Raw genomic sequence first — 24,968 nt, forward strand, 5'->3', positions numbered from 1 at the left:
CGCTTACCCCCTTACTTCATTGGCGTACCGTAAAATTAAACCAGTAGCCACTGCATTACGTGGTCCTTCAATCGATCGTACATTGCCCCGGCCAGCAACAAGATTATAATGCGATAGGGCATCAGTCACTAGCTGTGGAATTTCAAAATCAAGTGCAGAACCGCCAACAATCACGACAAACGGAATATCACGAATGTTGCCTGTTGGACTAACGTGTTTTAATGCCCGAATTGCATTGGTTACAAAAACACGTTTCTTCGCTGTTTGCCGAACTAGGCGGATTTTTTCAATTGACAAATCACCTGGCACCGGCTCATACCCCGTTGGTTTAACCACTACTGTTTTAGCAAAAATATCTGCTGGCAGTGCTTTTTCAAAGAATTGAACCGAACCATCCTCATGCCGTAATTGAAACAGATTCTCAACCTTAGCTAATGGGTAGCGTTTAATATCTTCTGCTAAATACAAATCATCTAAGCCTAATTCAGAGTTAATGATCATAGTGACCATGTCACCAGCACCAGCTAAATGAATTGCCATAATTTTATCTTGCTGATTGATAATCGACGCATCCGTTGAACCAGCACCCAAGTCCAATAATGCAACTGGCTTGCTAGTTCCTGGGGTAGTTAAAGCCCCCATAATCGCTGCTTCAGCTTCAGCACCACCGATATCTACTTTAACTTTCATTTCTTCTTCAATGGCTTTAGCAATGCGAGACATTTGCAAGCGGTCTGACTTAACCATAGAAGCAATGCCAACCGCTTGCTCCATCGAAAACTCGCCTGCCAAACCACCACGAACGTTGATTGGAACAGATGTATTGATCGCAAGCAAATCTTGAATAGCGATATCCGTTAACTTTTTATCCGTTAATTCCGCCATAGTTTGCCGCACCCGCTCTAACATCCCACCGATATTTGTACCTGCTTCACCAGTTACATCATCAATGGTGTCAAAACTCGAAATCACTTGCATAATCTTTTCAGCACCATCAGAAATTCCGATTTTTTCTGTCCGGCCGTGATCACCGTGAATTTCTAAAGTTCCAGCTGGGATAACCCGGGCCTTAACGTCACCTTTAGGCGTTTTGATAACAACTGCAGAACGATTGCCAATTAAAGCCCGTGCCACAGGAACAATATTCTTAGTCTCTTTGGAATTTAGGCCAAAGACAGTGGCAATGCCATATGGATTAGACAATTGCGAAATTACACGGCCCTGATCAGCCACCTCAACTGCGGCCAACATGTCGACTGGTACTTTATCTAAAAAGGCAACTTCATCAACAATTGGCATTTTATGTGTTAAGCGGTTATTGACCAAGACACCATCATCGCCTTGCATAATAGCGGCAGTCACTTTATAACCACAACCGATATACATATTGATCAATTTAGCTGCATCAGCAAAATCAACACTACGTGGAATTAGCACAATGTAGCTGCGCTGTTTGTCTGTTTGTTTAATCAGATCAACGATACTGATCGTATAACCAATACCTAGACCTAAGCCACCTGGTGTTCTTGGATTGTGTCCGATCATCGTTGATTCAGTAATAATTGTTTCCGTGATGGTCTCCATTGCTACGTCACCAATAACTGGTGTAGCTTCATTAATCCGAATTAAATCAATATCATCAGTGGTTAAACTTGTTTTTTGCAAGATGCTGTTCAATGCTGTACGAATGCCAATTAAGTTGCGTAACGTGCCTTTAATCCCGGTAGTTTCTGCAATATCTGACGCGATAAAATGACTGTTACCGTCCGTGCCAACATCTGCTAAAGCAACTTCGGTTGATGAGTTCCCGACATCGACACCAATTATTTTTTTCATGAGAACTCCTCCTACTAACATCAATACCGTTAATTGCTAAAAAGTGAGTAATAATGGGCGGATTAGCTGTTAAACTAACCTGCTGACATTAAAAATTAATTATCACCCTTTAGCTTTTTACGGCTTTCGTAGTATTTGGCTGCTTCACGGAACCATGAAGCACAAATTGGTGCATTATATTCATCTTCTAATTCTTGAGCAATATCTTCTAAATCTTGCTTTGATGACCGGTATGGCCGTAATGCACCATACATTGCCAAAATTTTATCATCCGGAATGGCCGTCAATTCTGCTGCCCGGGCAAAATTCTTTTGAATAGCAGGCCGCCCAGCTGCTTTGGCAATCTCACCTTGTCGCTGCAACGTTTCCCGCGTAATCCGCAGATCATCTGCCTTAACGTTACCCTTCATGACATTATCTAAATTGATTTCATCTAAGCCCTTACCGCTAGGAGATTTAATCATTTCTGGATGTTTGGAAAATAACGGATAATCTGAAGTGTTTAACGTTTTTTGTTGACTTGCAGTTGGTGTTGCTGTTCGTTGCTTGTCTGTTTGGCCACTAGTTTGTTCTTGCTGCATTTGTGCCATAATCTTTTTTACTAAGTCATCCATTTCTGCCATATTTACACCTCCTAGTCAAAAGAAACTTCAATTTCATCAGCCGGCTTGCCGATAACGACAAATTTAGTTTCACGAATATGCATTAAAGCTGACAATGCTTGGTACTGTACTCGTGCCATTTGGTCATTAACTGTCGGTACTGGTACTGGCGATTCACCTTTTGCATATTTTGCTGCATTTTTCCCAATTGCCCGGTAAGTATCCAACGTAATCACCGGTGCTTGTGGGAACAATTCTAAATTAGACAACGGTTCTTGGTCCGCCTGGTGAATAATTGCTGTTCCTTTAGACTGGATCGAAATGCCGATACCAGAACCAGATAACTTATCTGCCTCCACACCGCCAAAAGAAACATCTGAAGTCCGGTAAATTTTAACTACCCGGGCGTGAAGACCTTCTTCTTCAATACCCGCAATAACTTGCCGCAAAACTTCTTTATGATCTAATCCAGTGAGTGTATGGGTTAAATGTTCAGCAAAACCAGGCTCTACGCCAATGACAACTTCATCTTTAGAAGTTCCTGGCTTAGCGACACCAACGTGTTTAAACCAAGATAATTGTTTAGGTGCCTCAGTGTTTTCTGGTTTAGCGGCAACTTGGGTCGCTGTTGCCGTTTGTCCGCCATCTTTATTGCTAAAATCGATCTTAGTCTCATCTGTATTGACTTCGCGCAAAACATCTTTAATGATGGCACGCAATAGCGATTCATCAATTTCTGCCATGTTATTTCCTCCTTCATTAATCAGGTTCGATTCTTTGATTTATTGGCTCAATTAATTTTTAAACAGTCCGTTTATAATTTGGCATTTTTACCATCAACAGCAAACGGTAGATCTTTAATCCGTTCCCATTCATCGGTATCTTCCCAAAGACGGTAACCTGTACCTGGGCCTTTATAATCATTTGAATCATTAATTGCGGAAATAACATTCCAGTTTTCATCAAAGATCGCAGATGTCTGTAAGAAATCACCAGCCAAGCGTTGTTGTAATAAATTCAAGTAAGACTTAGCGACGTCAGTGAAACCGTGATTATAAAGCGCTTTGACAACATCTACACCAGTTACACCGCGGTCCAAAAGGTCCTGTGCCCCTTTCATATCCGCGACCATATCCCGGTCTGGCATATCTTTTGATGTATCCGCGTAAGTAGCTGCCTCAACTTCTTCATCTGTAATCTTAGGTAATCCAAGATCTTCAAACACAGCTTGGATGGCTTTAGCCGCATAGTTACGTGCTTTAATAATGTCTTCTTCTTCAACTGGGTGTAATCCACCATTAACCGCCAGATCACGTTCCCAAACGTAATAATCATCGTAATCATGTGCATCAGCGTTGGAACCAGCGAAAGTATTATCGTAGTTTGGCGTTGTGGAATAACCAGAAGAAATGTAATCAGTACCGGCAATGAACTGGCCAATCATCCGTTCAGTCCGCCGCATATCAGAGTGACTGAAAGCTTGGTCATTTGCAGAAGCACATTCAAGGTCAACCATCATGCAAACTAAGTTTTCGCCTAGTACCGAGCGAATACCAGATGGAACAGAGCCTGGAATTCCGATGCAACTAACACCACCATTTTGCAGTCCTTGAACACCTGAAGCTTTGGTTAACAAAATGCAACGGCATTCTAGGTAAAGCATGGATTTTCCTTCGGCATGGCCCATCATAACTTCGGAACCTGAACCCGAAGTGAACCGCATCTTTAAGCCCCGAGAAGCATAGCATGAAGCTAAAAAGCCTTTGGACCATGGTGTATCGTCACCATCAGTAAAGACTGAATCAGTCCCATAAACTGAAATTGTTTCAGCATAAGCAGTGAAACCACGCATACCCAAACTCAATTCAGCTGCTTCTTCAACAGAGCATTGTGTCAATACACCTGGCCGTGCAGATTGTGCACCGGTTGTAATCGCAATCGCATTCAAAGGTGCATAACGTGCAATCGCGGTAGTTGTTTCTTGCTCTGGGAAACCACGTAAAGCCGCATCAGCTGCATCAGCTGCAATTTGAACTGGATTGTCACGAATGTTAGTGACATGTCCTTGTGTTGCTGGCGTTCGCCGCGGCCGCATTTTTTGTGCTGCCATGATCATTTCTGCAAAATTTAATTTGCTAACAATTTCTTCCAATTTTGCTGGTGTACAAGCCGAGGTAATTTTAACAATTTCTTGCCGGCCAACATTTGGATCACAAAGCATGTTTGCAATTTTGACGGAATCCATTTTAACGACTTCTTCAGCATGCTCTAAATCAATCCCATATTTAGCAATGTAGAGATCGATCAAATCAAAATCATCACGTTTTTTACCATCTAATTCGGTGACGACACCGTTTTCAATTTTAATAGACGGTTTGGGATCATTAGGGCCCATCATTGCGATAAAACCTTCTTCAGGCCATTCTTTAACAAAGCCATCTAGATGAACGGGCCGTTTTTCCAATTCCGCAAATCGTTGTTGCCGTTTCAAATATAGTTCCTCCTTTTAATCAAAGTAAGGATTTGACTAACCAATAAAATTATGTTGAATCACACGTTCATATTTGAAATTAAATGTATGACGGAAATTCATTAGTCGGTTCTTCGTTACTTAAATTTTTCAATAAAATTTTGCCAATTTCGCGTGCTGCAATGACAGACTGCCGCACTGCGCCTGAATCACCTGAGATGTGAGTGATCACTTCATTGGAGAAGCTAGTCCCATGGTTAGGCGAGGCAACGGATAATACATTAACATTTGCTGCCTTAACTGCCGTATCCGCCATGATGACGCCGATCGCTGCTGGTGAACCAGAAATCAACCCATAGGCTTTACCTTCCGGTGCACCAAAAGCTTTGTGACAAGCTTGACTAGCTCTAGCAGTGTACTGTAATTCTAAATGACCCGCCGTCGTATTATAAACATCTCCGAAAGTTTGCTTAGTCGTATCCAAAGCCACTTGAACTGCTTGGCGAACATCAGAGACATCATCGCCACCAAAAATGATTAAAGAGCCGTGACCACCCCCGCCTTTAGTGTCACGCGGCATCTCAATATCGATTACTTCTGTATTGGTCGCTTTAACGGCAGTATCAGCTGCTAAAATATGTGGTCCTGCACCTGTCCGTGCACCTAAAATACCAAGCGAATGATATTTTTTATCTAAATGCAATTGGGACAGAATCTGCTCGTCGACATTGGCGATGACCAAGCCGATAGTGTCACCGGTCGCACCAGTACCGACATATTCAGACACTTTGTTTTTAACAATCGCGTCCACTGATTTTTCCAAATTGTCACCTCCAATTATTTATCTAAGCGCTTAACTTTTAGCTAATTAAATGTAGGATGGGTAGTCATTTTTAGGCTCACTACCTAAGGTACTCAACAATTTGATCCCGACATCACGCGCAGTCACTACTGCTTGACGAACTGCACCTGAATCACCACTAATGTGGATCATAGCTTCATTAGTCAAACTAGTCCCCTTGCCTGGGGAAGCATAAGCAATAATATCAACGTTAGCTGCTTTAGCCGCAATATCCGCCATGATAACGCCAATACCAGCTGGTGCACCACAAACAAGCCCATAAGCACGGCCAATCGGTGCACCAAACGCTTTTTGACAAGCAAAACTCGCTCGTGCGGTATATTGCATTTCAATATCGCCGGCATCATTGGTATAAATATCGCCAAACATTTTTGGCGTCTGCGCTAAAGCTACCTCGACTGCACGGCGGACATCGGAAACATCTTCACCACCAATGGTGATTAAAGAACCGTGGCCAGCACCAGTTTTAGTATCACGTGGCATTTCTACAGAGATAATAGCCGTATTTGTCGCTTTGACTGCAACATCTGTTGCCATCACTTGTGGACTTGCGCCAGTACGTGCGGAGATAACGCCAATGGACCGGTATTTTTTATCTAAATTCATTTTTTCTGCCAAATTAGCATCCACATTAGCAATCACTAAACCGATCGTGTCGCCAATCGGTGCTGTCCCAACAAATTCCGTCAGCGCCTGGCCCTTTGCTTTCAAAGCATTGGACCCGCTTTCAGCTTCAGTTGGCTTGTTGGCCAAGATCCGTGACATCACACGGTCAACAATTTCATTTTCGTTTTTCATAGCTATCACTAATCATTTTCAATATTGATGTCGCCATTACCAATTGCCCCTGCAGCCGGTAAAATCTTTTCAACATCGGTATGAGGACGTGGAATAACGTAGTTGGAAATAACTTCGCCAACATTTTCACCAGCAGTTACACCCGCATCTACGGCTGCTTTTACTGCGCCAACGTCGCCGCGTACCATAACCGTCACAAGGCCTTGCCCAATTTTTTCTTGTCCAGTTAATTCAACATTTGCTGCTTTAACCATTGCATCTGCTGCTTCAATCGACGCGACTAATCCGCGTGTTTCAATTAAACCTAAAGCTTCTTGTTGCATCATAATTCCTCCTAAAATTGGATTATGTAACTGTTTACATTATTTAGTATAAAACAAATTATTATCACATTTTTGTCGTATTTATTGCTAACGGCCTAATTTTAATTTGTACTATTTTAAGTTACAGTTTTTAATTTTTTTGGTTTCAAGACTAATGTAAAGGGTTTACTAACAGGTAAATTCGATCTATACTGGTTTACAAGTTTATAAATATCTTGTTAAATGTAAGCAAAAACATTACAAAATGCGCTGGAGGTAATTCACGATGCTTGAACCAGAAAGTTATTTCATTAGTAATCAGAAAATTTTAGACAAAATTCTACGTGAATTTGCTGAAGCAACCGGATTACCCACAATTTTAGTCGATACACAAGGTGATGAGCTCACCTACGGCTATGGTTTCACACCTTTTTGCCAATTAATGCGTAATAATGAAAAAACCCGCGCCCGCTGTCAAAAATGCGACATGTTTGGCGGACGTCAGGCTGTTCGTGACAACCAATCATTACCATACATTTGTCATGCTGGTTTAATTGATTTTTCTTATCCAATTAAATTAGACGAACAAGTAGTTGGTTATATTCTTTGTGGGCAAGCTAAAGTATCTAATCAGAAAGAATTTCAACCAATTTTAAAACAAAAAACAGATTGGTCTAAAGATCCGATTCTAAGCGAAGCCTATGCTAACTTGCCTACAGTAGACCCCAGTAAAATTAAATCTGGTGCCGAATTATTAAAAATTATTATTAATAATTACCTCTCCAACATCGTCAATGGTACATTTGAAGTAGGTGCACCCGGGCCCTTACCTAAATCAATTAAAAACAAAGTGGCCGCCCCTACTGATGATAGGCAACAACGTGATCAAATTAATTTCACCGTCATAAAGCCACAAAAACCAGAAATTAAAGAAGCCCTTAATTACATTAATAAACACCTTAATGAGCCCATCACTTTAGATGAAGTTGCTAAACATATTTACTTATCTAGTTATTATTTAAGCAAATGCTTTAAAAAAGAAATGCACATTAATTTTATTACTTACGTGAATAACAAAAAAATTGAACGTGCAAAAATTTTATTACAAGATTCTACTTGGTCAATTGATAGCATTGCACGCAGCCTTGGATTTTCCCAAACTAGCTACTTTAGTAAAACTTTTAGGAAGACAACTCAAATTTCCCCTAGTCAATACCGGAAACATGTTCAAGCTCAATCAGTTTAATCTCAAATTAAGTGCGTGTGATTGGCGGAATTGAAAAGCCTAGAATACTTTGTAATTTTTTAATAACTTGTTTTAACGCTGATTCAACATCAGAGACATCGCCACAAATCACAACCGAGCCGCTAAAGCGATCAATAAATCCTAACTTGACAGCGCCGGATTTAGTTGCAATGTCACTAGCAATAATTGAAGCTTCACTAGGGGTGATGGTTAAAATGCCTAATGCATTGTGTCCACTATCCAAACCTAGTTTGGTATAAATGTCTTGATTGGGACTTGCAATAATGTGCGCCAAAGTAACTTGTTTTCCCGGAACATATTCTTGAATCATCCGTTCAGGCTGCTTATCAGCAAAGTAATTGGTCATAATTAATCTCCCTTTCTTAATCACGAAAGTAAAGTAAACGCAATGTCCGCTCAATCATTTTGCGAAAATGTGCCCACTCATTTAAATCATTGGTACTGCAAGGAAAGCCGACTAAATTAACTTCATTATTTTTAAGTTCAGTTAGTTCACTTTCACTTAATACAATAACACGTTTATGCAACCGGTTTAAAAAATGACGGTAATTCCGATTAGCTGCATGTACAAAATAATAAGGAATTTTTTGAATTGCTTTCGTTTGTTTAGTTTGTTGTAAAAAAGCTGCGGTTTGTTCAGTGAAATTAACTTGCTTAAAGAAGGTTCGAAAACAATAGCCTAAGCCAGTACCGACTGCAGCAAAATGATCATCACAACACTTTGGAAAACCCAATTGCTGTAGTAAGTGGTCAAATTGTTTAACCTGTCCTTCTAAAAAATGACTGATTTCTGGCCCGGCACCGATATCATCTTGATAACGAAAAACAACCCCAGATTGTCCAAATAATGGACCTAAATCAGATGAATCAAAGTACAGATGAAAATTTAATGACTGCCAAGAAGCTAAATCATGATCACTTACGTGGTTTGTTTTTGCTAATTTGCCACCACCGTGTACTGGTTTTTTAGCTGAATCAGTCAGTTGTGCCCCTAACGCCTGCAGGGCACCCACCCCGAGGTCAGCAGTTACATTTACCAAATTAACGAAGATATAATCCGTTGTTTTACTGTTCCGAGTTTTACACATTAATTCACCCAATCCAGAGCTAGATGCAATTAAGGGACTACGCGCAATCTTAGGAATTAGCTGCGGACCTAAAATGCTGTGAACATCAACTATAATTATTTTTCCTTTTTCTAATTGACCATAGCGCGCATTAACCGGTGTTCGTAATGGGCCGGTAACCGGTAATGTTTTAATTGGAAAATGTAAATAATGTGCTAACGCACCCAAGTAATCATGCTCAAAGTTAGGCAATTGGCGTAAATCAGCATCAGTGGTCTCCCGTTTTAATGCTGCCGTAATTAAATTAGCTAGTGTTGCATTACCTTCCCGCTCCGCTGTAACCGGTACTAAAGCATAATGGTCAATTTCAGTCATTTCCAAATCTCCTAATTTCAAACCTATCAATGTTAGTTTACCAAATTAGGAAAGCGTTTTTTTAACTGATTTTATGACTATTTAGTTCTTTTCCTCTTATTCGTTTCAAAGCAGCCTGTAACGATTGCTGGACTTGCGCATCATTTTCCACCTGCTGACACTGTTTTAAAAATGCCACAATTGCTGTTTTATTATCCTTAGCCAATTTAGCCAATGCCCAAATTGCGGTTGCCCGTATAATCGGCCGGACATCTTGTTCACTTAATTTTAATAATAGTGGTATTGCACTGCGATCACCTAAATTAGCCAACACAATAATGGCATTACGTTGCAGCGGCTTTTTCCCGCGCCAAGCACCAGCAAGTTGGCCAAATTGTTCTCTAAATTCTTGATTCGAAATGGTTAATAGTTGTTTTAACTTTGGTGCTGCTTCGTCAAGTTGTGGTTGCATTTGTACATGCCCATCAACGGCTTTCCCCCGATTAAAAGGACAAACCAATTGGCAAACATCACAACCATAAATTACATTTCGAATCTTGGGGCGAAATTCTGCTGCCATTATTCCTTTAGTTTGGGTTTGATAGGATAAACAACGCTGTGCATTTAAGTGACCATTTCCTAATAACGCTTGTGACGGACACCGATCAATACAACGTGTACAAGTTCCACATTGGTTAGCCATTGGTTGATCTGGTGTAAACGGGATGTCAGTGATAATTTCACCTAGATAAACAAAAGAACCAAATTCCTGTGTAATTAATAAACCGTTGCGACCAATAAACCCTAATCCAGCACGTTGTGCCACGGCAACATCAATTAATTCACCAGTATCTACCATTGCTTTAAAATGCGCTTCTACGTCTATATTTGCTTTAATAAAATTGATTAATTGCTGCATTTTATCACGTAAAATTTGGTGATAATCCAATCCCCATGATGCGCGCGCAAAACGACCCCGTGGTTGTTGACGGTCATGTGGGACTTTAAATGGTAATTTACTGGGATAAGCCAATGCTATTGCAATAATTGACTGTGGGTGGTCAAAAATCCGTTGTGGGTATAAACGCTGCGCTAATACTTGATGTTCAAAACCACTAGTATATTCCTTTGCTTTTTGCATCTTCAAGCCTGCGGCTAAATGACGAAATGGCGCAGCTGTTGTAAAACCAATTTTATCAATGCCCAAGCTAGTTTTGGCTGCAATAATTTTCTGCTTCAATGCATCAATTTGCATAATCTAACCTCATTTATCATCATTTACTGTGACTATTTTTAAGGTACCGAAATCACAACAAAAAAGTTACAATTATCATAACACGTTAATTAAAAAATGATTGCAACTCATACATGGAGGAAATTGTAATGTCTAAATTTCGGCTTGAACATGACGCTTTAGGAACAGTAAAAGTTCCCCAACACGCTGCCTGGGGAGCACAAACCGAACGTAGTCGACAAAATTTTAAAATTGGGCCACACATGCCTTACACGGTGGTTACAGCGTTACTGCACATCAAAAAAGCTGCGGCTAGAACTAATGCTGAACTAGGCAACTTAAGCCAGCATAAAGCAGCGTTGATCGTACAAACTATTGATCAACTATTAGCTGATGATCACCAAGCCGATTTTCCTTTGGTGATTTATCAAACCGGTAGCGGCACACAAACTAACATGAATGTTAATGAAGTCATTTGCCACTATGCAGCAAAACTTAACCCGCATTTACCTTTATCGCCAAATGATGATGTTAATTGCAGCCAAAGTTCTAATGATACTTTTCCAGCAGCAATGATGATCAGCGCCTACCAGGCTTGTCAATCACTATTGCCTGTGATTAAAGCACTAATCACCACTTTAGTCAAAAAACAACAAGCCTTCCAACAAATCGTAAAAATTGGCCGCACCCATTTACAAGACGCCACACCATTGACAGTTGGTCAAGAAATTAGTGGTTGGATCAGTGCTTTGCAACATGACGTTCAATTCCTAGAACAAAACCTTTCTACCCTACTAGAATTGCCATTAGGTGGCACTGCGGTAGGAACTGGTTTGAATACAATCACTGGCTTTGATCAACAAATTGTCGCCCAGCTTGCTCAGGATTATCAATTACCATTCCGAGTAGCACCCAATAAATTTCAGGGGTTAGCACACCATAGCGGCCTTAATTTTATCCATGGTAGTTTGAAAACCTTAGCCAGCGATTTATTAAAAATTGGGAATGATATTCGCTTCTTGGCTAGTGGTCCCAGAGCAGGTTATGCGGAACTCACCATTCCTGCAAACGAACCTGGTTCATCAATTATGCCTGGCAAAGTCAATCCAACTCAAGTTGAAGCATTGACCATGGTAATTGCGCGAGTGATGGGTAATGACGTCACCATTAATTTTGCAGCTAGTCAAGGCAATTTTGAAATGAACGTTTACAAGCCAATCATCATTGCCGCTTTTTTAGAAACAACACAATTATTGACGCAAAGCATCACATCTTTTAATCAGAAATTAGTACAAGGATTGCAAGTCAATCAGGCTCGGATCCAAACACTTCTCAATCATTCATTAATGCTAGTCACGGCACTGACACCCCATATCGGTTATGAAAAAAGTGCTCAGATTGCACAAGCAGCTGAGCGAGACCACACCACATTGCGTGAAGCAGCTTTGAAATCAGGTGTCATTACGGCAGCAGAATTTGATCGCTGGGTTGATCCTAAGGTCATGACGCATCCAGAAAAAAGAAATTAGTATTTTAATTGACGTAATTCAATCTCCCCCCGTATACTAAATGAACCATTTCAATTGTCATTTGCTCATGAAAGGAAGGGCGCCTATGAAACAAACTGATCTCCAAAAACATTTGCAAGCCATTCAAGATCGTACTTTTAATCCAATCGTACTCAAGCACAACACTTTCCGCGCCTGCTTACACCGCAGTGCACAAAACCTTGGGTTAATTCAAAACGATCGACTCACTAATAAAGGTCACCAGCATTTAAAATTAAAATTTCAACAATTTAATCATACATTCGTTTAGACACAAAATGTGTGCTGGCAATTTTGATAGCCGGCGCACATTTTTTATTTATTACAATCAAACATCACCTTTATTCTGACAATTTAACCATTCAAGCGTAATTAAAAATAATCAATTCCTGCTAAACTAACATTTTCAGCAGTTTATTTTCATGCTAAACTAGACTTAAGTTTATTTTGGGAGGAACTGACATGCGTAAATTCACGCTTATCATCTTTTTAATTGGCGCAACATTAGGTTTAACAGCTTGTCAATCGCACAACCCTACTAATAACCAAGCTGCCCAAACTTCAAGTATCAACCACACCATGTCAACTTATGATCTGCAACATCAATACGTTGCCATTACCGATGCCGTCATGAAGCCTGTTTCTTTAGTGAACCAACATCAACAAAATGATGATAAACAGCTAAAGGATGATTTAGATAGTGCGACCCAAAAGATTGATCAAGCAAAATCAGAACTCAAACAAAATAAAACACACCAACAATTAACCCAAGCACTGTTAGTTTATCGCAAAACTGCAGCTAACTTATTAACAGCAATTAAAGATTCTGACAACAATGCTTACAGTCGACAATTTATTAGTCTAGATAGACAAGCCGCAAAGTTAGCCAAAAAATATTTTAACAACCACCGACCTGATTCACTGGAAAAAGTTTTAAAGTATCAAGCAGAAAATAATACTTATGCATCTGGCAATGTTTTAAATACAAAAAAATTTCAAATTAAATTTAATAAAGTACAGATTGTTGGAACTGACGATAATCAGCGTGTCATCTTGTTAACCTATACTTTCCATAACAAAAGTGACACACCTTTAACGCCAGCAACTATCTTGAATGATTATGGTGAATTCAAACAAGACACCACTACCCTTCAAGAAGGTGAACCAGCAACAAGCTATCAGCAAAGTAACCCAGATTATACGACAGCCCAGCAACAGGCCCAACAAGCTGTTGCACCAGGTGAAACTGCCACTGCTATTATTGGCTTAACATTAAAAGATAAGACCACGACCGTTGACTACAATGGGATTACTCCTAAAAACCAGCAACCAATTGGAACTATTAGCATTAAACTAACCACATCATAATAATTTAATATGAAAGCCACAAACACGGGATTAATTCACTAATTTGAATTAACCCCGTGTTTGCTAGTATGTTCTAAATTTATAAAAATCGCTTTTTATTATGGTTAAAAAATTAACGGCGCTGTTAAATCTTTTGTTACTTTTGTACCAATATGTATCACCTTACGCTGATAATGATTACCTAAATTATAAAAACGTAAACTATCAACTTTTGGATTTATTAATAGAGTTAGTTCATGTTGCATTTTTTTAAAATTCAAATCATCCACCACACACTCGAAAACCGAATTTTGTACTCGCTGACCATAACGCGAACATAACTTAGCTACTTTTGCTAATCTTTTAGTCCCTCCCGGTGATGTAATGGCAATATCATACGCTGCAACAATTAGCATTTACTCACCTACTTCCAGAAAAACGGCGGATAGTCATCCAAATCACCACGTAAATAACGAGCTAACAACAATGCCTGACAATAAGGAACTAACCCCCAAGCAATCTTTTCACCTAAAAACGGATGGACAATTTCTTCTTGCTTACGTTGCTGCCACTCGTTTAAAAAGTTTTTACGTGCTTGTTCATTCATTAAAACAGCACCATTTTCTTTCTTTTCAAAATCCTTTGCTGTCACAATTTTTTTATTAATTAGCCGCAAAACAAAACGATCAGCATAAATACCACGTAATTCCTCCATTAAATCTAATGCCAAAGAAAGACGCCCAGGGCGATCGCGATGCATAAATCCAACATAAGCATCTAAGCCAACTGTCTCTAACACAGCGGCAACATCGTGTCCTAGTAAAGTATAGGCAAATGAAAGTAAAGCGTTGGTATTATCTAAAGGAGGACGGCGATTTCTACCATGAAATTTAAACGCAGATTTTTGTTGTAAAATCAACTGGTCAAACAAGCTATAATATTGGCTGGCCGCATTCCCCTCAATGCCACGCAAAGTTTCTAAATCGTCACAAGTCATAAGTTGTTTTAATACTAATTTAAACTGTGACGACACTGCTTTAAATTTTTCAACGTCAATAACAAGTTGATGATCTCGAGTTGCTCGCTCCAATAACCAACGCTGATTATAAATTTTGCCAATAATAAAATTACGTGCAATTAAGGCACTCTGTAAAATGCTCTCCGAAATCCGATATTGTGTCTTACGTAATGTCACATTCCCATTAGTAGGCCCAATAACACGTCCTAATAAACGTCCAGTAGGTGCTAAAAATGAAAGTGCAATTTCATCTTGCAAGCATTCATGCATTAAAGCAGGGCTTGCTCCGGAGCGCCCAAAGGTTACAATTGCTTCTAAGTTCAACAACGGCACTTTGCCTAATACCTGTTGATCAACACGAATGCCTACATTACCACCATCTAAAAAAAGATAAGCATCCGGTGTAGTAACAAATAGCGTATTTAATAATTTTTTCATTCATCGAGCCTCCGTTGTAAATATTGCTTAACGGATTGTTTAGATAATAATTCCGGCAAACAAAAATCTTTTAACGAGCAGCTGCGACACCACGCCCCAGTCTTCACTTTAGGTGTAAAACGCTTCGTCCAATACTGATGCATCTTCATGACTGTTTTTTTCAACTGATGACGTAAATCAGCAGTAAAAGAAACTATCTCTCGATGGCGAGTTTGCTGATAAAAAATAGCACCACTTTCAATGTGGCAACCAAGCATTTCTTCCAAACAGACCGCTTCAGCTAAAAGTTGCAATGAATCCGATAAATCATATTTTTTATGACCGTGTTTGTATTCAATTGGGCGTGGTTGATAATATTTTGAACTACCAAATAATTTAATACCAGAAGGTGTTTCAATAAATTCCACAACATCACAAATGCCTGTCAAACCTAATTCTCGCGAATGTATTGGTAAGGCTCGTACCAATAATTTGTCTTTTCTTTTTTCACGAATCTCTGGTTGATCTGCTTTAGTATGTAAAAGTTGGCCATCAAATGTTAACAGGTTATCTTGCCAGGCCTGTTCAACATGTATTAATGACCATTGTCGTTGACAAAAGCGAAAATGCTGTATTCCTGATATCAGTAAAAAATCTGCTTCAGAATACGCCATAATTTACTTTTCATTTCTTTTATTTAGTATATTCATTTTTATCTTAGCAGCACTAATCACTTATGTAAACGCTTCAATGCAAAAAACATGTTAAATTGCAATATTTAGCACTTCAACATGTTCCTAGTATCAGTATGCCAATTTTAATTCACGCAACTCCATACAGAGTGCGACGGGTGACACTGATAAAACGTTACTTGCGGTACGGCATTTCAATTCACGCACTCCATACAGAGTGCGACGATGATTATGCTCAAAAACAGGAAAAGACCTATGAATTTCAATTCACGCACTCCATACAGAGTGCGACAAAATAATACTGACTAGATCACTAATTAAGCTTTCTATTTCAATTCACGCACTCCATACAGAGTGCGACCGCAAAATATAGTACAGTGATGCCTTGAGCATACTATATTTTGACGGTAGTACTTAATTTATTTATCTTACCATTATAAATAAAATCAAAAATAATATTTTCAGACGTAAAACTGGTGCGAAACGACCGGAAAATTCATGTGCACTTCCGGTTCGCACTAATGTCCTAATTTAATACGCTAATAAATCTAATTTCCCCTTTCCCAAACCATAATCCTCACTATAAGCGCCTGCTTCAGCAACATAAATATCCTGCTCTGGATAATATTTAATACTCCCTGAAGCATACAATTGTCCTAATTGACTATTGGCATTTTTAAGATCGCCGTAAACAGAAACGCAATATTGCTGTGCTTGTTTTAAAAGTTGTGAAATATCTGAAAATTTGCTTTTTTCTGACAATAATTCACTAACAAGTTTTTCACTATCTTTATCATATTGTACAATGACATCCGTGGTTTCTGAATCAATCACTTGAAAATATTTCGCCACTGTATTCGGTGCTGTTGTTAATCGATTTGGGAAAAATTTGCGCCATTTTTGAATATAACCCGTTAGCCACTTTGAGCTGGGCTGATATTCTTCACCATTTTCTTTAGTGAATGCAATTAAAGGATAAAGTAACAAAGATTCATTATCATTTAACGTTGTTATCGGATAAGGAAGCTGAGTATTTCTAGCCATATATAAGCGCGTGAAATATTGTTTAATCACTTGATTTGACAATAAGCTATGGTGTAAATTTTCGTGCACTAAAACTTTGGTAATGTGGGCAGCTTGCTGAATAAATTTTAATGGTCCACCAATTCTTTCAACATCGCGATCCATTTGAATGAGATAAGTATGCCCCATTGTCTTTTCATTATTCCGATTGCAACGCCCGGCTGCCTGGATAACACTATCGATTCCTGCACAGGAACGGATCACACAGGAAAAGCTCAAATCAACACCAGCTTCGATTAAATTAGTTGCAAAAACTACAATTTTCTGATTGTTATTTTCTAATTGAGTTTTGATGCTAAAAAATTTGTCCTGGCGGTTTTTGGGACACATCGCTGTTGAAAGGTGGTACTTCAACAAATTCTCCTGTTCAGGTAATGCTTGATAAGCAGCTAAGACTGCTGCTTTAGTGTTTAAAATTACTAAAAGGCTATTGTTATCAGCGAGTTTGGTTTCAATAAATGCAATTAAATCTGGGATTGTAAATACTTTTAATTGCTCATCTTGATTTAATACTGGTGTAATTTCAACTCGTTTAAAGGCTTCTTGAGCCTGCTCAAGATCTGGTACGATTTCTTTCTTCACCGTTAAGCCATTTTGAACTTGGTCTAACGCTGGCTGCGTTGCAGTACACAACAAACTAGTGGTTCCTTGTTGGGTAAACCATTTTAATGCATCATTATTCAATTGAATGCACTTTACTGGCAATGTTTGAACTTCATCAAAAATAATCACCGAATGGACTAAACGATGCATGTGCCGAATATTTTTGCTCCCACTACCAAAAAGTGCATTTAGATAGGCAACTTGTGAGGTTAAAATAATCGGTGCATTCCAGCTATCACGCGCATAATAATAATTGGGGTCATAAAAATCACTTTTATCATTAGGTTCGTTACTAATATTGGAATGGTATTCTAAGATATTGTGGCTATCTTCTTTGTTGCCGTTCAAGCGTTTACGAATGACATCCGCATTTTGTTCGATAATTGTAGTGTAGGGAACCACATAGACGATTCGTTGGACATTTTGCGTTTTGGCTTTACGCAAAGCAAATCTCAGGCTAGACAACGTTTTCCCACCACCTGTTGGAACAGACAGTGAATAAATTCCTGCTGTGTCGTTTGCAGCACGATAACAAGCATCTGACATTTCTTGCCGTAGTTGGTTGAGTCGTTTAGTCTTTGGATTGCGCTGCTGTTGATTTTCGACAATTTGCTGTTTAACAGCTGCCTCATCAACCGCATCATAATTCGCTAAAATTGCAGCGGTATCTTCTTGATGATCGCCCGCATAGCCTTCTTCAAAATCAGCGGTATCTGTATGATCCGCGTCAATCAGCACACTTAAAACAAAACGTAAGTAAAATGTTTGGTCCTTAATTAGTTTAGCAGTTGTTAACGACTGGATTTCGGAAATTGCTTGCTGATAATAAGTCGTAAAGTCACTTTGCTTAAAATCTGCAAAAAAAGGCGTCCAATCCTGCTCATACTGTTGTTTATACCTAGGATCATCCTGCAGCTTTGCTAAACGTTTGCTAAAAGGTGCTGCCCCATTAGGACCGACAAAATCCAGAATGCCTTTTGGATTATGGTGCGCCATGATGGCATTGCCCACTAGCTCAGTTAACAGTTGCGCTGCATCATGGTCGACTTGCCCGTCATATTCAGCTAAATAAATTGCCCCAGCAGTCGAATGATCGATTGAGCCACGTTTGGCATTTGAAATGCCTTTGATATAACGCTGAAAATCCTGGTTATATTTGCCAACGTCGTGAAGCCAGCCGGCTAACCCACAAACGTGAGTTAGCTGGCAATCAGCACCCCATTTTTCACACAGTTGGCGAACGTTTAATAAATGACTGTTAAGTGATTGTTCCCGGCCATCATCTTGACTAATATGTGCTAAATAAGTCATTTTACGCCTCAATTAATAACCCGTGATAACATCACAATGAATGCCAGTTGTATCTTCAGGTTGTTTAACGTTAACTTTTATTTGATCAAATTTAGTGGCATCAGCGGGCATGTCGACCGTAGTCAGATCATGAACTAAATAAGGCGCCAATTTTCCCATTTTCGATTCGTGCTCCCACCAAACTAATTTCAAAACTGCCATAGAACCTTCTGGGCGTGCTGAAGAACTATCGTTAACAAATAAAGTCCGTAGTGCTTCTTTTAATGCAGCTGCGTCAGCTACTGTAAACCCAGTTTTTTGAGCTTGTTCAACATTGATACTGCCATTAAATTTATAAGCCATAAATGGTACTGCAGCCTTAGTTCCCATAGTGTCACTGGCCTTGCCGTCTTTTTTTTCTAGATTAATTGATTTCGTAATCTGTTCTTCTTTAATGGTGACTGGTTTAACACTATAAGCAGATTGAATGGAAACCGGACCACGAATACCAATAGATACCCCATCTAAGCCATCTTTTAATTTAGACGAACTAAACGGCATAACTTGGCCAAAAGCACGGACATCTAACCAGCTTTGGCATGCAGCATTATAAAATGCGTCACGCCAGTTTGCCGTTTTATCTTTTTGCAATGCAATAGCTTCATTAACCGCATCACTTTGCTTAACGCGATCACGAATATTCATTAAGCCATCTGTGACTCGCTCTTGCATTAAAACTAAAACTGACTTGCCCATATCTTGCCAACGGTTGCGAATTTTACGCTTAAGCGCAACGTCCGTAATTTCACCATACCCATCCGCATTGACTCGCGGCCGGTTACCATCTAACGGATCACCATTAGGATTGGCATTTTTAACACCAACTACTACTGAAAAATCAATTTTATGATCTAGAACTTTTTCATCCATGTTATTTCCTCCTAATTATTTTCATCGTTTTCTCTTGGTTGATGATTATCAATGTGCTGCGCCGCAAACCCGGTTAAGAATCCTGGTGCTAACGGCTCATCAGTCATTTCTTCGTCTCCTAGTTGATCCAAAATAGTCATAATTCTTTCTTGATAATAATGACGACTACCAGGTTTTAATTTATTCATGTATGACCGCATAACACTTAAATAAATCCGTTGCCAGGTGGTTGCTGGTTGTTCTGAAAAGTTTGTCATAAACCGCTGTGCAGTAGTTAAGCGACCACTGACAGCATCGTTAGCTAGGCGACGTTGATACAACGCAAAGTTTTCAGCATCGTCTGCAAGTGCCAGTAAACGGCCAAATAAATAAGAACGATCATGATTTTCTAAATTCAATGCCATATTTGTTCTACCTCCCCTATGTTGGTAATTTTCTGCTGCGACAAAATTAAGTAAATCTTGCCGCCAAAAACCTAATTCTGAATAACCTTGTGGCTTTAATAACCGGTGGTAAAGTGCTTTTAACAAATCATTGGGTAATTTTGCAGCATTAATAATTGCAATCATCATCCGACTCAAAGAACGCTTCTTCATTGCCTCAAACCGTTTGCCGCCAGACCCTACTAAATAGGCACTTCTAATCAATTGATTAACTGTAGGCGTATGAATCTGCTGTCCTTTTTGTGTATTCACTAAAAAGCCGCAATTCTTAACCCAAGTTTCGATATTTTTCCGAAACTGCTCTGTCGCCATCACATTATAATAAACAGTTGCCATCCGACCAGTGGTTGCCGCATCTAAAAAAATAATGTGGACCAATTGGCCATATTCAATATTTTCATTTAAGCCCAATAGACGCTGATTGTAAGAAGCCGCAATGTCTTGCCCAGTGTCACCAGCACTTTCAGCTTTCAATGCCTTTACCTGTTCGCGCTGCTGTCCAGAGACCGCTTCACGCGCTAATTGACTGATTAAATCATTGCTAGCACCATCGCTCCAAAACAAGTAAACTCGACTATCACTTTTTAAGCCTTGCCGTTGAATTAACCATTTTAAAGCATGAGCCATTTTTTGCGACTCTAAGTAGCCAACACTATAAAAATCATCACCTAAAAACATACCTCGATAGGTAAAGTTACTTTTATCATTAGCAGAAATCAACTTGGCCCCACTGGTTGCTGGATTAATGTTTTTTTTACTTAATTTTGTGGTGGGAACAGATTTACCGGTTAAATAATCGATATTAACTGGCTGAGTTTTACTCAAATAGTGATTATAATAATCAGTCCACGAAGCATACATCTGTTTGTCCTGCCAAACACTGACTGGATTATCATCGCTAACCGTAAAACGTACATAAAGGTTACCCGTTTTTTTGTTAATTTGTCCTTGATCATCTAATTTAATCACTGAAGCATTAACTAAATCTTGAATCAAGCGTCCCTGCTGCTGGTAGTGATAAATAGTTTTCAATCGCGGTGTGGCATAACTAGAAGTTACCCACTGCTTTAAAAGTTCAATGTACGGCGGATGATATTTATTCTTTTTCTTATCATCTACAACATAGTTTGCATAGTCTCCTGCCACGTATTTAATTTTATCTTGCAATGGATGTGGTGTTGGCTTACTTGAACGATTAGCCGATTGAATGGTTGCTGGAATCACCGTATTTTCACCGCGCTTGCTTAAAAATTCAGCACTGGAAAAATTGCCCTTGTTGTCAATGGTCACCTGAATTTGAATGCTAACAGAGACATGTGAGGCAGGTAATAGTGTATAATCATTACCAAAACGATCTTGTTCAAATTTACCGATGCAAGCTTGATTATCATCGTAAACTTTAATCAAATCTTGAAAAATCGTCACCCTTATTCACCTCTTTCCAACTGATCATACAACTCATCAACCGATTCAAATAAATTCTTATCATGGCCGCCAACGGCTTTGATTTTACGAATTGGCTGAACAATTTTGCACTGTTCTGGGCGTTCGAAATGAATTACACCATCTTCCATGGTTGGCGCCGTCATTCTAACAGACAACATCGGATCGCCAGTATCGCTAGGATAATTATAACCATGGACCATTAGGCCAAAATACTGTGAAGCGACTTCATCGTAATAACCTTCACCAGTACCAAACGGTTGCGGTTTAACGTAACCTTGACATTCTCGCGTACCCAAAAAAATATCGCGCCGGCCGCCTGCTTTTAATGCACGTTTAAATATTGCAGCATGCTTATGAATGTTGCGGTCAGCAGCTAAATCTTCCCGCTGCTGGTTCCATTCAATATGACAACGCACTTGATAACGAACATCCTTCAAATAAGTATAATAAGCGAGCGTATTGTGGTTAATCGCCAAACGCTTATCAAACGGCCGGACTGCTTTAGATTCCACCTGAATCGGATTCAGCACACGTAAATCATCAATTACATAAGTAAATGTGGGCTTCCAATAAATACTTTCTGTTATCCCAATGAGGGATTGAAAAGTTGGAATCGGAAAGCTGAGTTTTTCGCCCCCGCGACTTAAAGGATCGGTAAATAAGGCATTTACGCCCCAAACTTCATATTCAAAATAATGTTCTGCCATTTAATCACCACCTCTAATTAATTATAATAAGCACCTATTTTTGTTAATAGTAATTTGTAAAATAGCCAGTAACTGCAAAAAGCGCTATTTTTTAATAGCGTTTTCAATTTGCTTACAACATTTAGTATACTATACTTATAAAGTAAACTAAATTAACCATGTGGTAAAGCGTGAATTAATGGAGGCAACATTACATTTTTTTAAGCTGCTCTTTCATCCAACGCTGTGAATAACCATAATATTGTGATAATTCTTTTAAGTTTGTCCCATCATAATTTTTACGAATTAACTGACTCACTGCATTGTGATCATAGAGCCGCATTGGATACTGCACTTGTGTGCCGCGATATTCTGCATAAACTTTTTGCATTCCTGCAACCCCTACTAATTCACTTAATCGTTTATAAGATTCGTGTAATGCGGCGACATTAATGTCATTAATCACGATATTATCCTCCTTTCATTAATCATCTGTATTCATTATATCATAAATATAAAGAAACGAAAGAAGTATTTTTATCTGTTTAAAAAGGGAGAAAAACTCCCCTTTCAAACAGATAACTATAAAGAAACCTTTCAATTCGCATGGCAACCGCCATGATAAAAATATGATACCACACTTATTTAGTAATCAAACGGTCATCTTACTTTAGCGTAAATAACTCGCTAATAATTCTAATCCTGCTTGGCAACTTTGTGCCATAATTTCCTGCGGTTCTCCAGAAAAATGATAAGTCTTTGCCGTATCAATCGCCTGTCCAGCTAAACCAATACAAACGGTACCCACTGGTGTACCATCTAAATCGTTTGGACCCGCTGCACCAGTGAAAGCTAGTGCAAAATCAGTTGCTACAATTTTACGAGCACGTACAGCCATCTTAAGCGCAACCTGCGGACTAACGACGCCATGTTGCGCAATTAAGTGCTCCGGTACGCCTAAAATTTTAGTTTTCGCTGTGGTTGCATAAGTGATAAAACCGCCGGGATAAACTGCACTTGCCTGTGGTGTCGCTGCCAACTGGCTTTGAAAAGTACCACTGGTTAAACTTTCTGCACTGGTTAAAGTGAGCTGTCGCTTCGCTAAAAGCTGGGCTAACTGGCTAAAATCCATTTTATCCACTCCCATATTTTTCACCAGCATAGCAAACTTAGTCATCCGAGCAAACTAATATGCAAACAACTAAAAAAGCAGTGTCAATCAGTTAATTGCTGATTCACGCTGCTTATTTCATTACATTAAGCCTAGTAAATGGAACCAAGCGGTCATTACCAACGCAACAATAAACATCACACCAGTTAACGGAATCCCTAAGCGCATGACTTCTTTTTGACTATAACCACCAGTATCTGGCTCATTACCAACTAAAATTGCCAAGTTGTGAAACGGTAAAATATAATGAAGGTTTACAACTGAAAAAATAATTAGCGACACAGCTAATGGACTAACACCTAATTGTGCTGTTGCTGCAACCAATGCAGGAATCGTTACTCCCATTACTGCAATAACAGAGCCCATAAACATATGAATAAAAATTGCAAATACAGTAATTAGTAAAGCTAATAAATAAATATTGTGTGGCATTGATGCAGGTAAAATCACCTTAGCAATCCAACGGTTCATTCCAGTACTAGCACCAACATCACCAATAGCAATTGCAGATGTCAAAAATACTAAGACATTAACTGGAACGCCACGCCATGATTTAGCAGTTAACACCTCGCCAATAACTGGTAAACTCATTAATAAGGCGACTAACAATGTGATCCAGCCAACATCAATTCCTGTTAGCCCGCTAGTTAGCCACAAAATAATGGCAATGACCAACCAAATGATGGTTCGGATTTCCTTTTCTGATAGTTTGCCTAAAGCCTGTTGCTTTTCTTTTAATACAGCAAAATCAATTGAAACCGGCTTTGTCGGTTTAAATAATAGCATAAATAACAACATGGTGATAATTGCAGCAATGATCATCGGCACACCCATATAGATGAAATACTGAATAAAGGTTGTCTTCACTCCTGAATCAGCAACTGCCAATGGATTCAAAGTGGAGTCACCAGTTAAAAAGACGCCGGATAAAGGACATGCAGCCGCAAAAACGGCTAAACCAATTTTAGACCGGTCAACTTGTGGCATGTGTGCACTTTTAGCAACAACTCCCATTACTGACATAATCAGAAAAGCTCGCGGCCATGGATGAGGAATCAACAAAGCCAAAATTAACGTCAAAATAAAAATCGAAATAATGATCCCATTCCACGAACGGACAAATTTTATAATGAAGGCATACGCAATCCGCTCGCCAAAACCAGAATCACGAACCGCACCCGCAATCAAATAAGCCCCGATGACTAACCACATAATTGAGCCTGTCCAAGATGATGAAAATACCTGCACTGGTGTTGCAACATTTAGTACGATGAGCAACATGAGATAAACACCACCAACATAAGCGGGTTGTGCGATCTGAAAGGCCCACCAGACAACCGTCATCAAAGTTAAAGCAAGATCAAGCTTCCCAGCATGCGATAAACCAGTTAAAGGCAGTAAATCCACAATCGCAAAAACGATCAGCCCGCTGATAAAGCCAATGACTTTTTTGTTCACACTAAATTACCTCCAAACATACTGTTTTTTAAATTTATCTTCACT

Annotated in this window: 24 protein-coding genes; 4 read left to right on the forward strand and 20 right to left on the reverse strand. The window is 39.3% G+C overall.

The features are described 5' to 3' along the window. Positions 1 to 3: 3 nt before the first annotated feature. The 7 genes from FC24_RS06100 to FC24_RS06130 form a co-directional block, all read right to left on the reverse strand. A complete protein-coding gene (locus FC24_RS06100) occupies positions 4 to 1,836 on the reverse strand; it encodes a diol dehydratase reactivase subunit alpha (RefSeq protein ID WP_057874003.1) in 1,833 nt (610 codons plus the stop codon). Between the two features lie 95 nt (positions 1,837 to 1,931). Beyond that, positions 1,932 to 2,459, reverse strand: a complete 528-nt coding sequence (locus FC24_RS06105; RefSeq protein ID WP_057874004.1) for a diol dehydratase small subunit — start codon at positions 2,457 to 2,459, stop codon at positions 1,932 to 1,934. Positions 2,460 to 2,470: 11 nt separating this feature from the next. Beyond that, positions 2,471 to 3,181 carry a propanediol/glycerol family dehydratase medium subunit gene (locus tag FC24_RS06110; RefSeq protein ID WP_057874005.1) on the reverse strand — a complete coding sequence of 237 codons (711 nt, stop codon included), beginning with the start codon at positions 3,179 to 3,181 and terminating at the stop codon, positions 2,471 to 2,473. A 71-nt stretch (positions 3,182 to 3,252) separates the two neighbouring features. Beyond that, complete coding sequence (locus FC24_RS06115) at positions 3,253 to 4,929, reverse strand: propanediol/glycerol family dehydratase large subunit (protein WP_057874006.1); 1,677 nt, start codon at positions 4,927 to 4,929, stop codon at positions 3,253 to 3,255. Positions 4,930 to 5,008: 79 nt separating this feature from the next. Next, a complete protein-coding gene (gene pduB / locus FC24_RS06120) occupies positions 5,009 to 5,731 on the reverse strand; it encodes a propanediol utilization microcompartment protein PduB (RefSeq protein WP_057874007.1) in 723 nt (240 codons plus the stop codon). 45 nt (positions 5,732 to 5,776) lie between these two features. Then, positions 5,777 to 6,568 carry a propanediol utilization microcompartment protein PduB gene (pduB, locus tag FC24_RS06125; RefSeq protein WP_057874008.1) on the reverse strand — a complete coding sequence of 264 codons (792 nt, stop codon included), beginning with the start codon at positions 6,566 to 6,568 and terminating at the stop codon, positions 5,777 to 5,779. 8 nt (positions 6,569 to 6,576) lie between these two features. Further along, entirely contained in the window at positions 6,577 to 6,891 is a 315-nt protein-coding gene (locus FC24_RS06130) for a BMC domain-containing protein (RefSeq protein WP_057874009.1), read from the reverse strand. A 265-nt stretch (positions 6,892 to 7,156) separates the two neighbouring features. On the opposite strand from FC24_RS06130, the gene FC24_RS06135 reads away from it, so the two are divergent. Continuing rightward, a complete protein-coding gene (locus FC24_RS06135) occupies positions 7,157 to 8,116 on the forward strand; it encodes a PocR ligand-binding domain-containing protein (protein WP_057874010.1) in 960 nt (319 codons plus the stop codon). A gap of 7 nt (positions 8,117 to 8,123) precedes the next feature. Here FC24_RS06135 and FC24_RS06140 read toward each other — a convergent pair whose 3' ends face one another. The 3 genes from FC24_RS06140 to queG form a co-directional block, all read right to left on the reverse strand. Continuing rightward, positions 8,124 to 8,447 carry a BMC domain-containing protein gene (locus tag FC24_RS06140; RefSeq protein ID WP_202813608.1) on the reverse strand — a complete coding sequence of 108 codons (324 nt, stop codon included), beginning with the start codon at positions 8,445 to 8,447 and terminating at the stop codon, positions 8,124 to 8,126. Positions 8,448 to 8,499: 52 nt separating this feature from the next. Continuing rightward, positions 8,500 to 9,579: a glycerate kinase gene (locus FC24_RS06145; protein ID WP_057874012.1), complete on the reverse strand. Its 1,080-nt coding sequence runs from the start codon at positions 9,577 to 9,579 to the stop codon at positions 8,500 to 8,502. A 61-nt stretch (positions 9,580 to 9,640) separates the two neighbouring features. Further along, positions 9,641 to 10,813: a tRNA epoxyqueuosine(34) reductase QueG gene (gene queG / locus FC24_RS06150; RefSeq protein ID WP_057874013.1), complete on the reverse strand. Its 1,173-nt coding sequence runs from the start codon at positions 10,811 to 10,813 to the stop codon at positions 9,641 to 9,643. A 128-nt stretch (positions 10,814 to 10,941) separates the two neighbouring features. On the opposite strand from queG, the gene FC24_RS06155 reads away from it, so the two are divergent. From FC24_RS06155 to FC24_RS06165, 3 genes are all read left to right on the forward strand, one after another. Further along, positions 10,942 to 12,321, forward strand: coding sequence for a class II fumarate hydratase (locus tag FC24_RS06155; RefSeq protein ID WP_057874014.1), 1,380 nt, complete (start codon positions 10,942 to 10,944; stop codon positions 12,319 to 12,321). Between the two features lie 85 nt (positions 12,322 to 12,406). Continuing rightward, positions 12,407 to 12,610, forward strand: a complete 204-nt coding sequence (locus FC24_RS06160) for a hypothetical protein (RefSeq protein ID WP_057874015.1) — start codon at positions 12,407 to 12,409, stop codon at positions 12,608 to 12,610. 191 nt (positions 12,611 to 12,801) lie between these two features. After that, the gene (locus FC24_RS06165) at positions 12,802 to 13,707 is read left to right on the forward strand and encodes a DUF5067 domain-containing protein (protein WP_057874016.1); all 906 of its coding nucleotides are present in this window, start codon (positions 12,802 to 12,804) and stop codon (positions 13,705 to 13,707) included. A 104-nt stretch (positions 13,708 to 13,811) separates the two neighbouring features. Here the strand turns inward: FC24_RS06165 and cas2 are convergent, their stop codons facing one another. The 10 genes from cas2 to FC24_RS06215 form a co-directional block, all read right to left on the reverse strand. Further along, positions 13,812 to 14,102, reverse strand: coding sequence for a CRISPR-associated endonuclease Cas2 (gene cas2 / locus FC24_RS06170; protein WP_057874017.1), 291 nt, complete (start codon positions 14,100 to 14,102; stop codon positions 13,812 to 13,814). An 8-nt stretch (positions 14,103 to 14,110) separates the two neighbouring features. Continuing rightward, positions 14,111 to 15,142: a type I-C CRISPR-associated endonuclease Cas1c gene (cas1c, locus tag FC24_RS06175; RefSeq protein ID WP_057874018.1), complete on the reverse strand. Its 1,032-nt coding sequence runs from the start codon at positions 15,140 to 15,142 to the stop codon at positions 14,111 to 14,113. Next, the gene (gene cas4 / locus FC24_RS06180; RefSeq protein WP_057874019.1) at positions 15,139 to 15,795 is read right to left on the reverse strand and encodes a CRISPR-associated protein Cas4; all 657 of its coding nucleotides are present in this window, start codon (positions 15,793 to 15,795) and stop codon (positions 15,139 to 15,141) included. The genes cas1c and cas4 overlap by 4 nt, the downstream gene beginning before the upstream one ends. Before the next feature lie 549 nt (positions 15,796 to 16,344). Beyond that, positions 16,345 to 18,810 carry a CRISPR-associated helicase/endonuclease Cas3 gene (locus FC24_RS06185; RefSeq protein ID WP_057874020.1) on the reverse strand — a complete coding sequence of 822 codons (2,466 nt, stop codon included), beginning with the start codon at positions 18,808 to 18,810 and terminating at the stop codon, positions 16,345 to 16,347. Between the two features lie 12 nt (positions 18,811 to 18,822). Beyond that, positions 18,823 to 19,719, reverse strand: a complete 897-nt coding sequence (gene cas7c, locus FC24_RS06190; protein ID WP_057874021.1) for a type I-C CRISPR-associated protein Cas7/Csd2 — start codon at positions 19,717 to 19,719, stop codon at positions 18,823 to 18,825. Positions 19,720 to 19,730: 11 nt separating this feature from the next. Continuing rightward, positions 19,731 to 21,587 (reverse strand): type I-C CRISPR-associated protein Cas8c/Csd1, encoded by a 1,857-nt coding sequence (gene cas8c / locus FC24_RS06195; RefSeq protein WP_057874022.1) that lies wholly within the window; start codon positions 21,585 to 21,587, stop codon positions 19,731 to 19,733. A 2-nt stretch (positions 21,588 to 21,589) separates the two neighbouring features. Further along, complete coding sequence (gene cas5c / locus FC24_RS06200) at positions 21,590 to 22,315, reverse strand: type I-C CRISPR-associated protein Cas5c (RefSeq protein WP_057874023.1); 726 nt, start codon at positions 22,313 to 22,315, stop codon at positions 21,590 to 21,592. Positions 22,316 to 22,505: 190 nt separating this feature from the next. Next, entirely contained in the window at positions 22,506 to 22,760 is a 255-nt protein-coding gene (locus FC24_RS06205) for a hypothetical protein (RefSeq protein WP_057874024.1), read from the reverse strand. A gap of 204 nt (positions 22,761 to 22,964) precedes the next feature. After that, positions 22,965 to 23,426, reverse strand: a complete 462-nt coding sequence (locus FC24_RS06210; protein WP_057874025.1) for a CinA family protein — start codon at positions 23,424 to 23,426, stop codon at positions 22,965 to 22,967. A gap of 120 nt (positions 23,427 to 23,546) precedes the next feature. Next, positions 23,547 to 24,923 carry an SLC13 family permease gene (locus tag FC24_RS06215; protein WP_057874026.1) on the reverse strand — a complete coding sequence of 459 codons (1,377 nt, stop codon included), beginning with the start codon at positions 24,921 to 24,923 and terminating at the stop codon, positions 23,547 to 23,549. Between the last annotated feature and the right edge of the window lie 45 nt (positions 24,924 to 24,968).

This window comes from Loigolactobacillus rennini DSM 20253 (assembly GCF_001436505.1).
In the GTDB taxonomy this organism is placed as follows: domain Bacteria; phylum Bacillota; class Bacilli; order Lactobacillales; family Lactobacillaceae; genus Loigolactobacillus; species Loigolactobacillus rennini.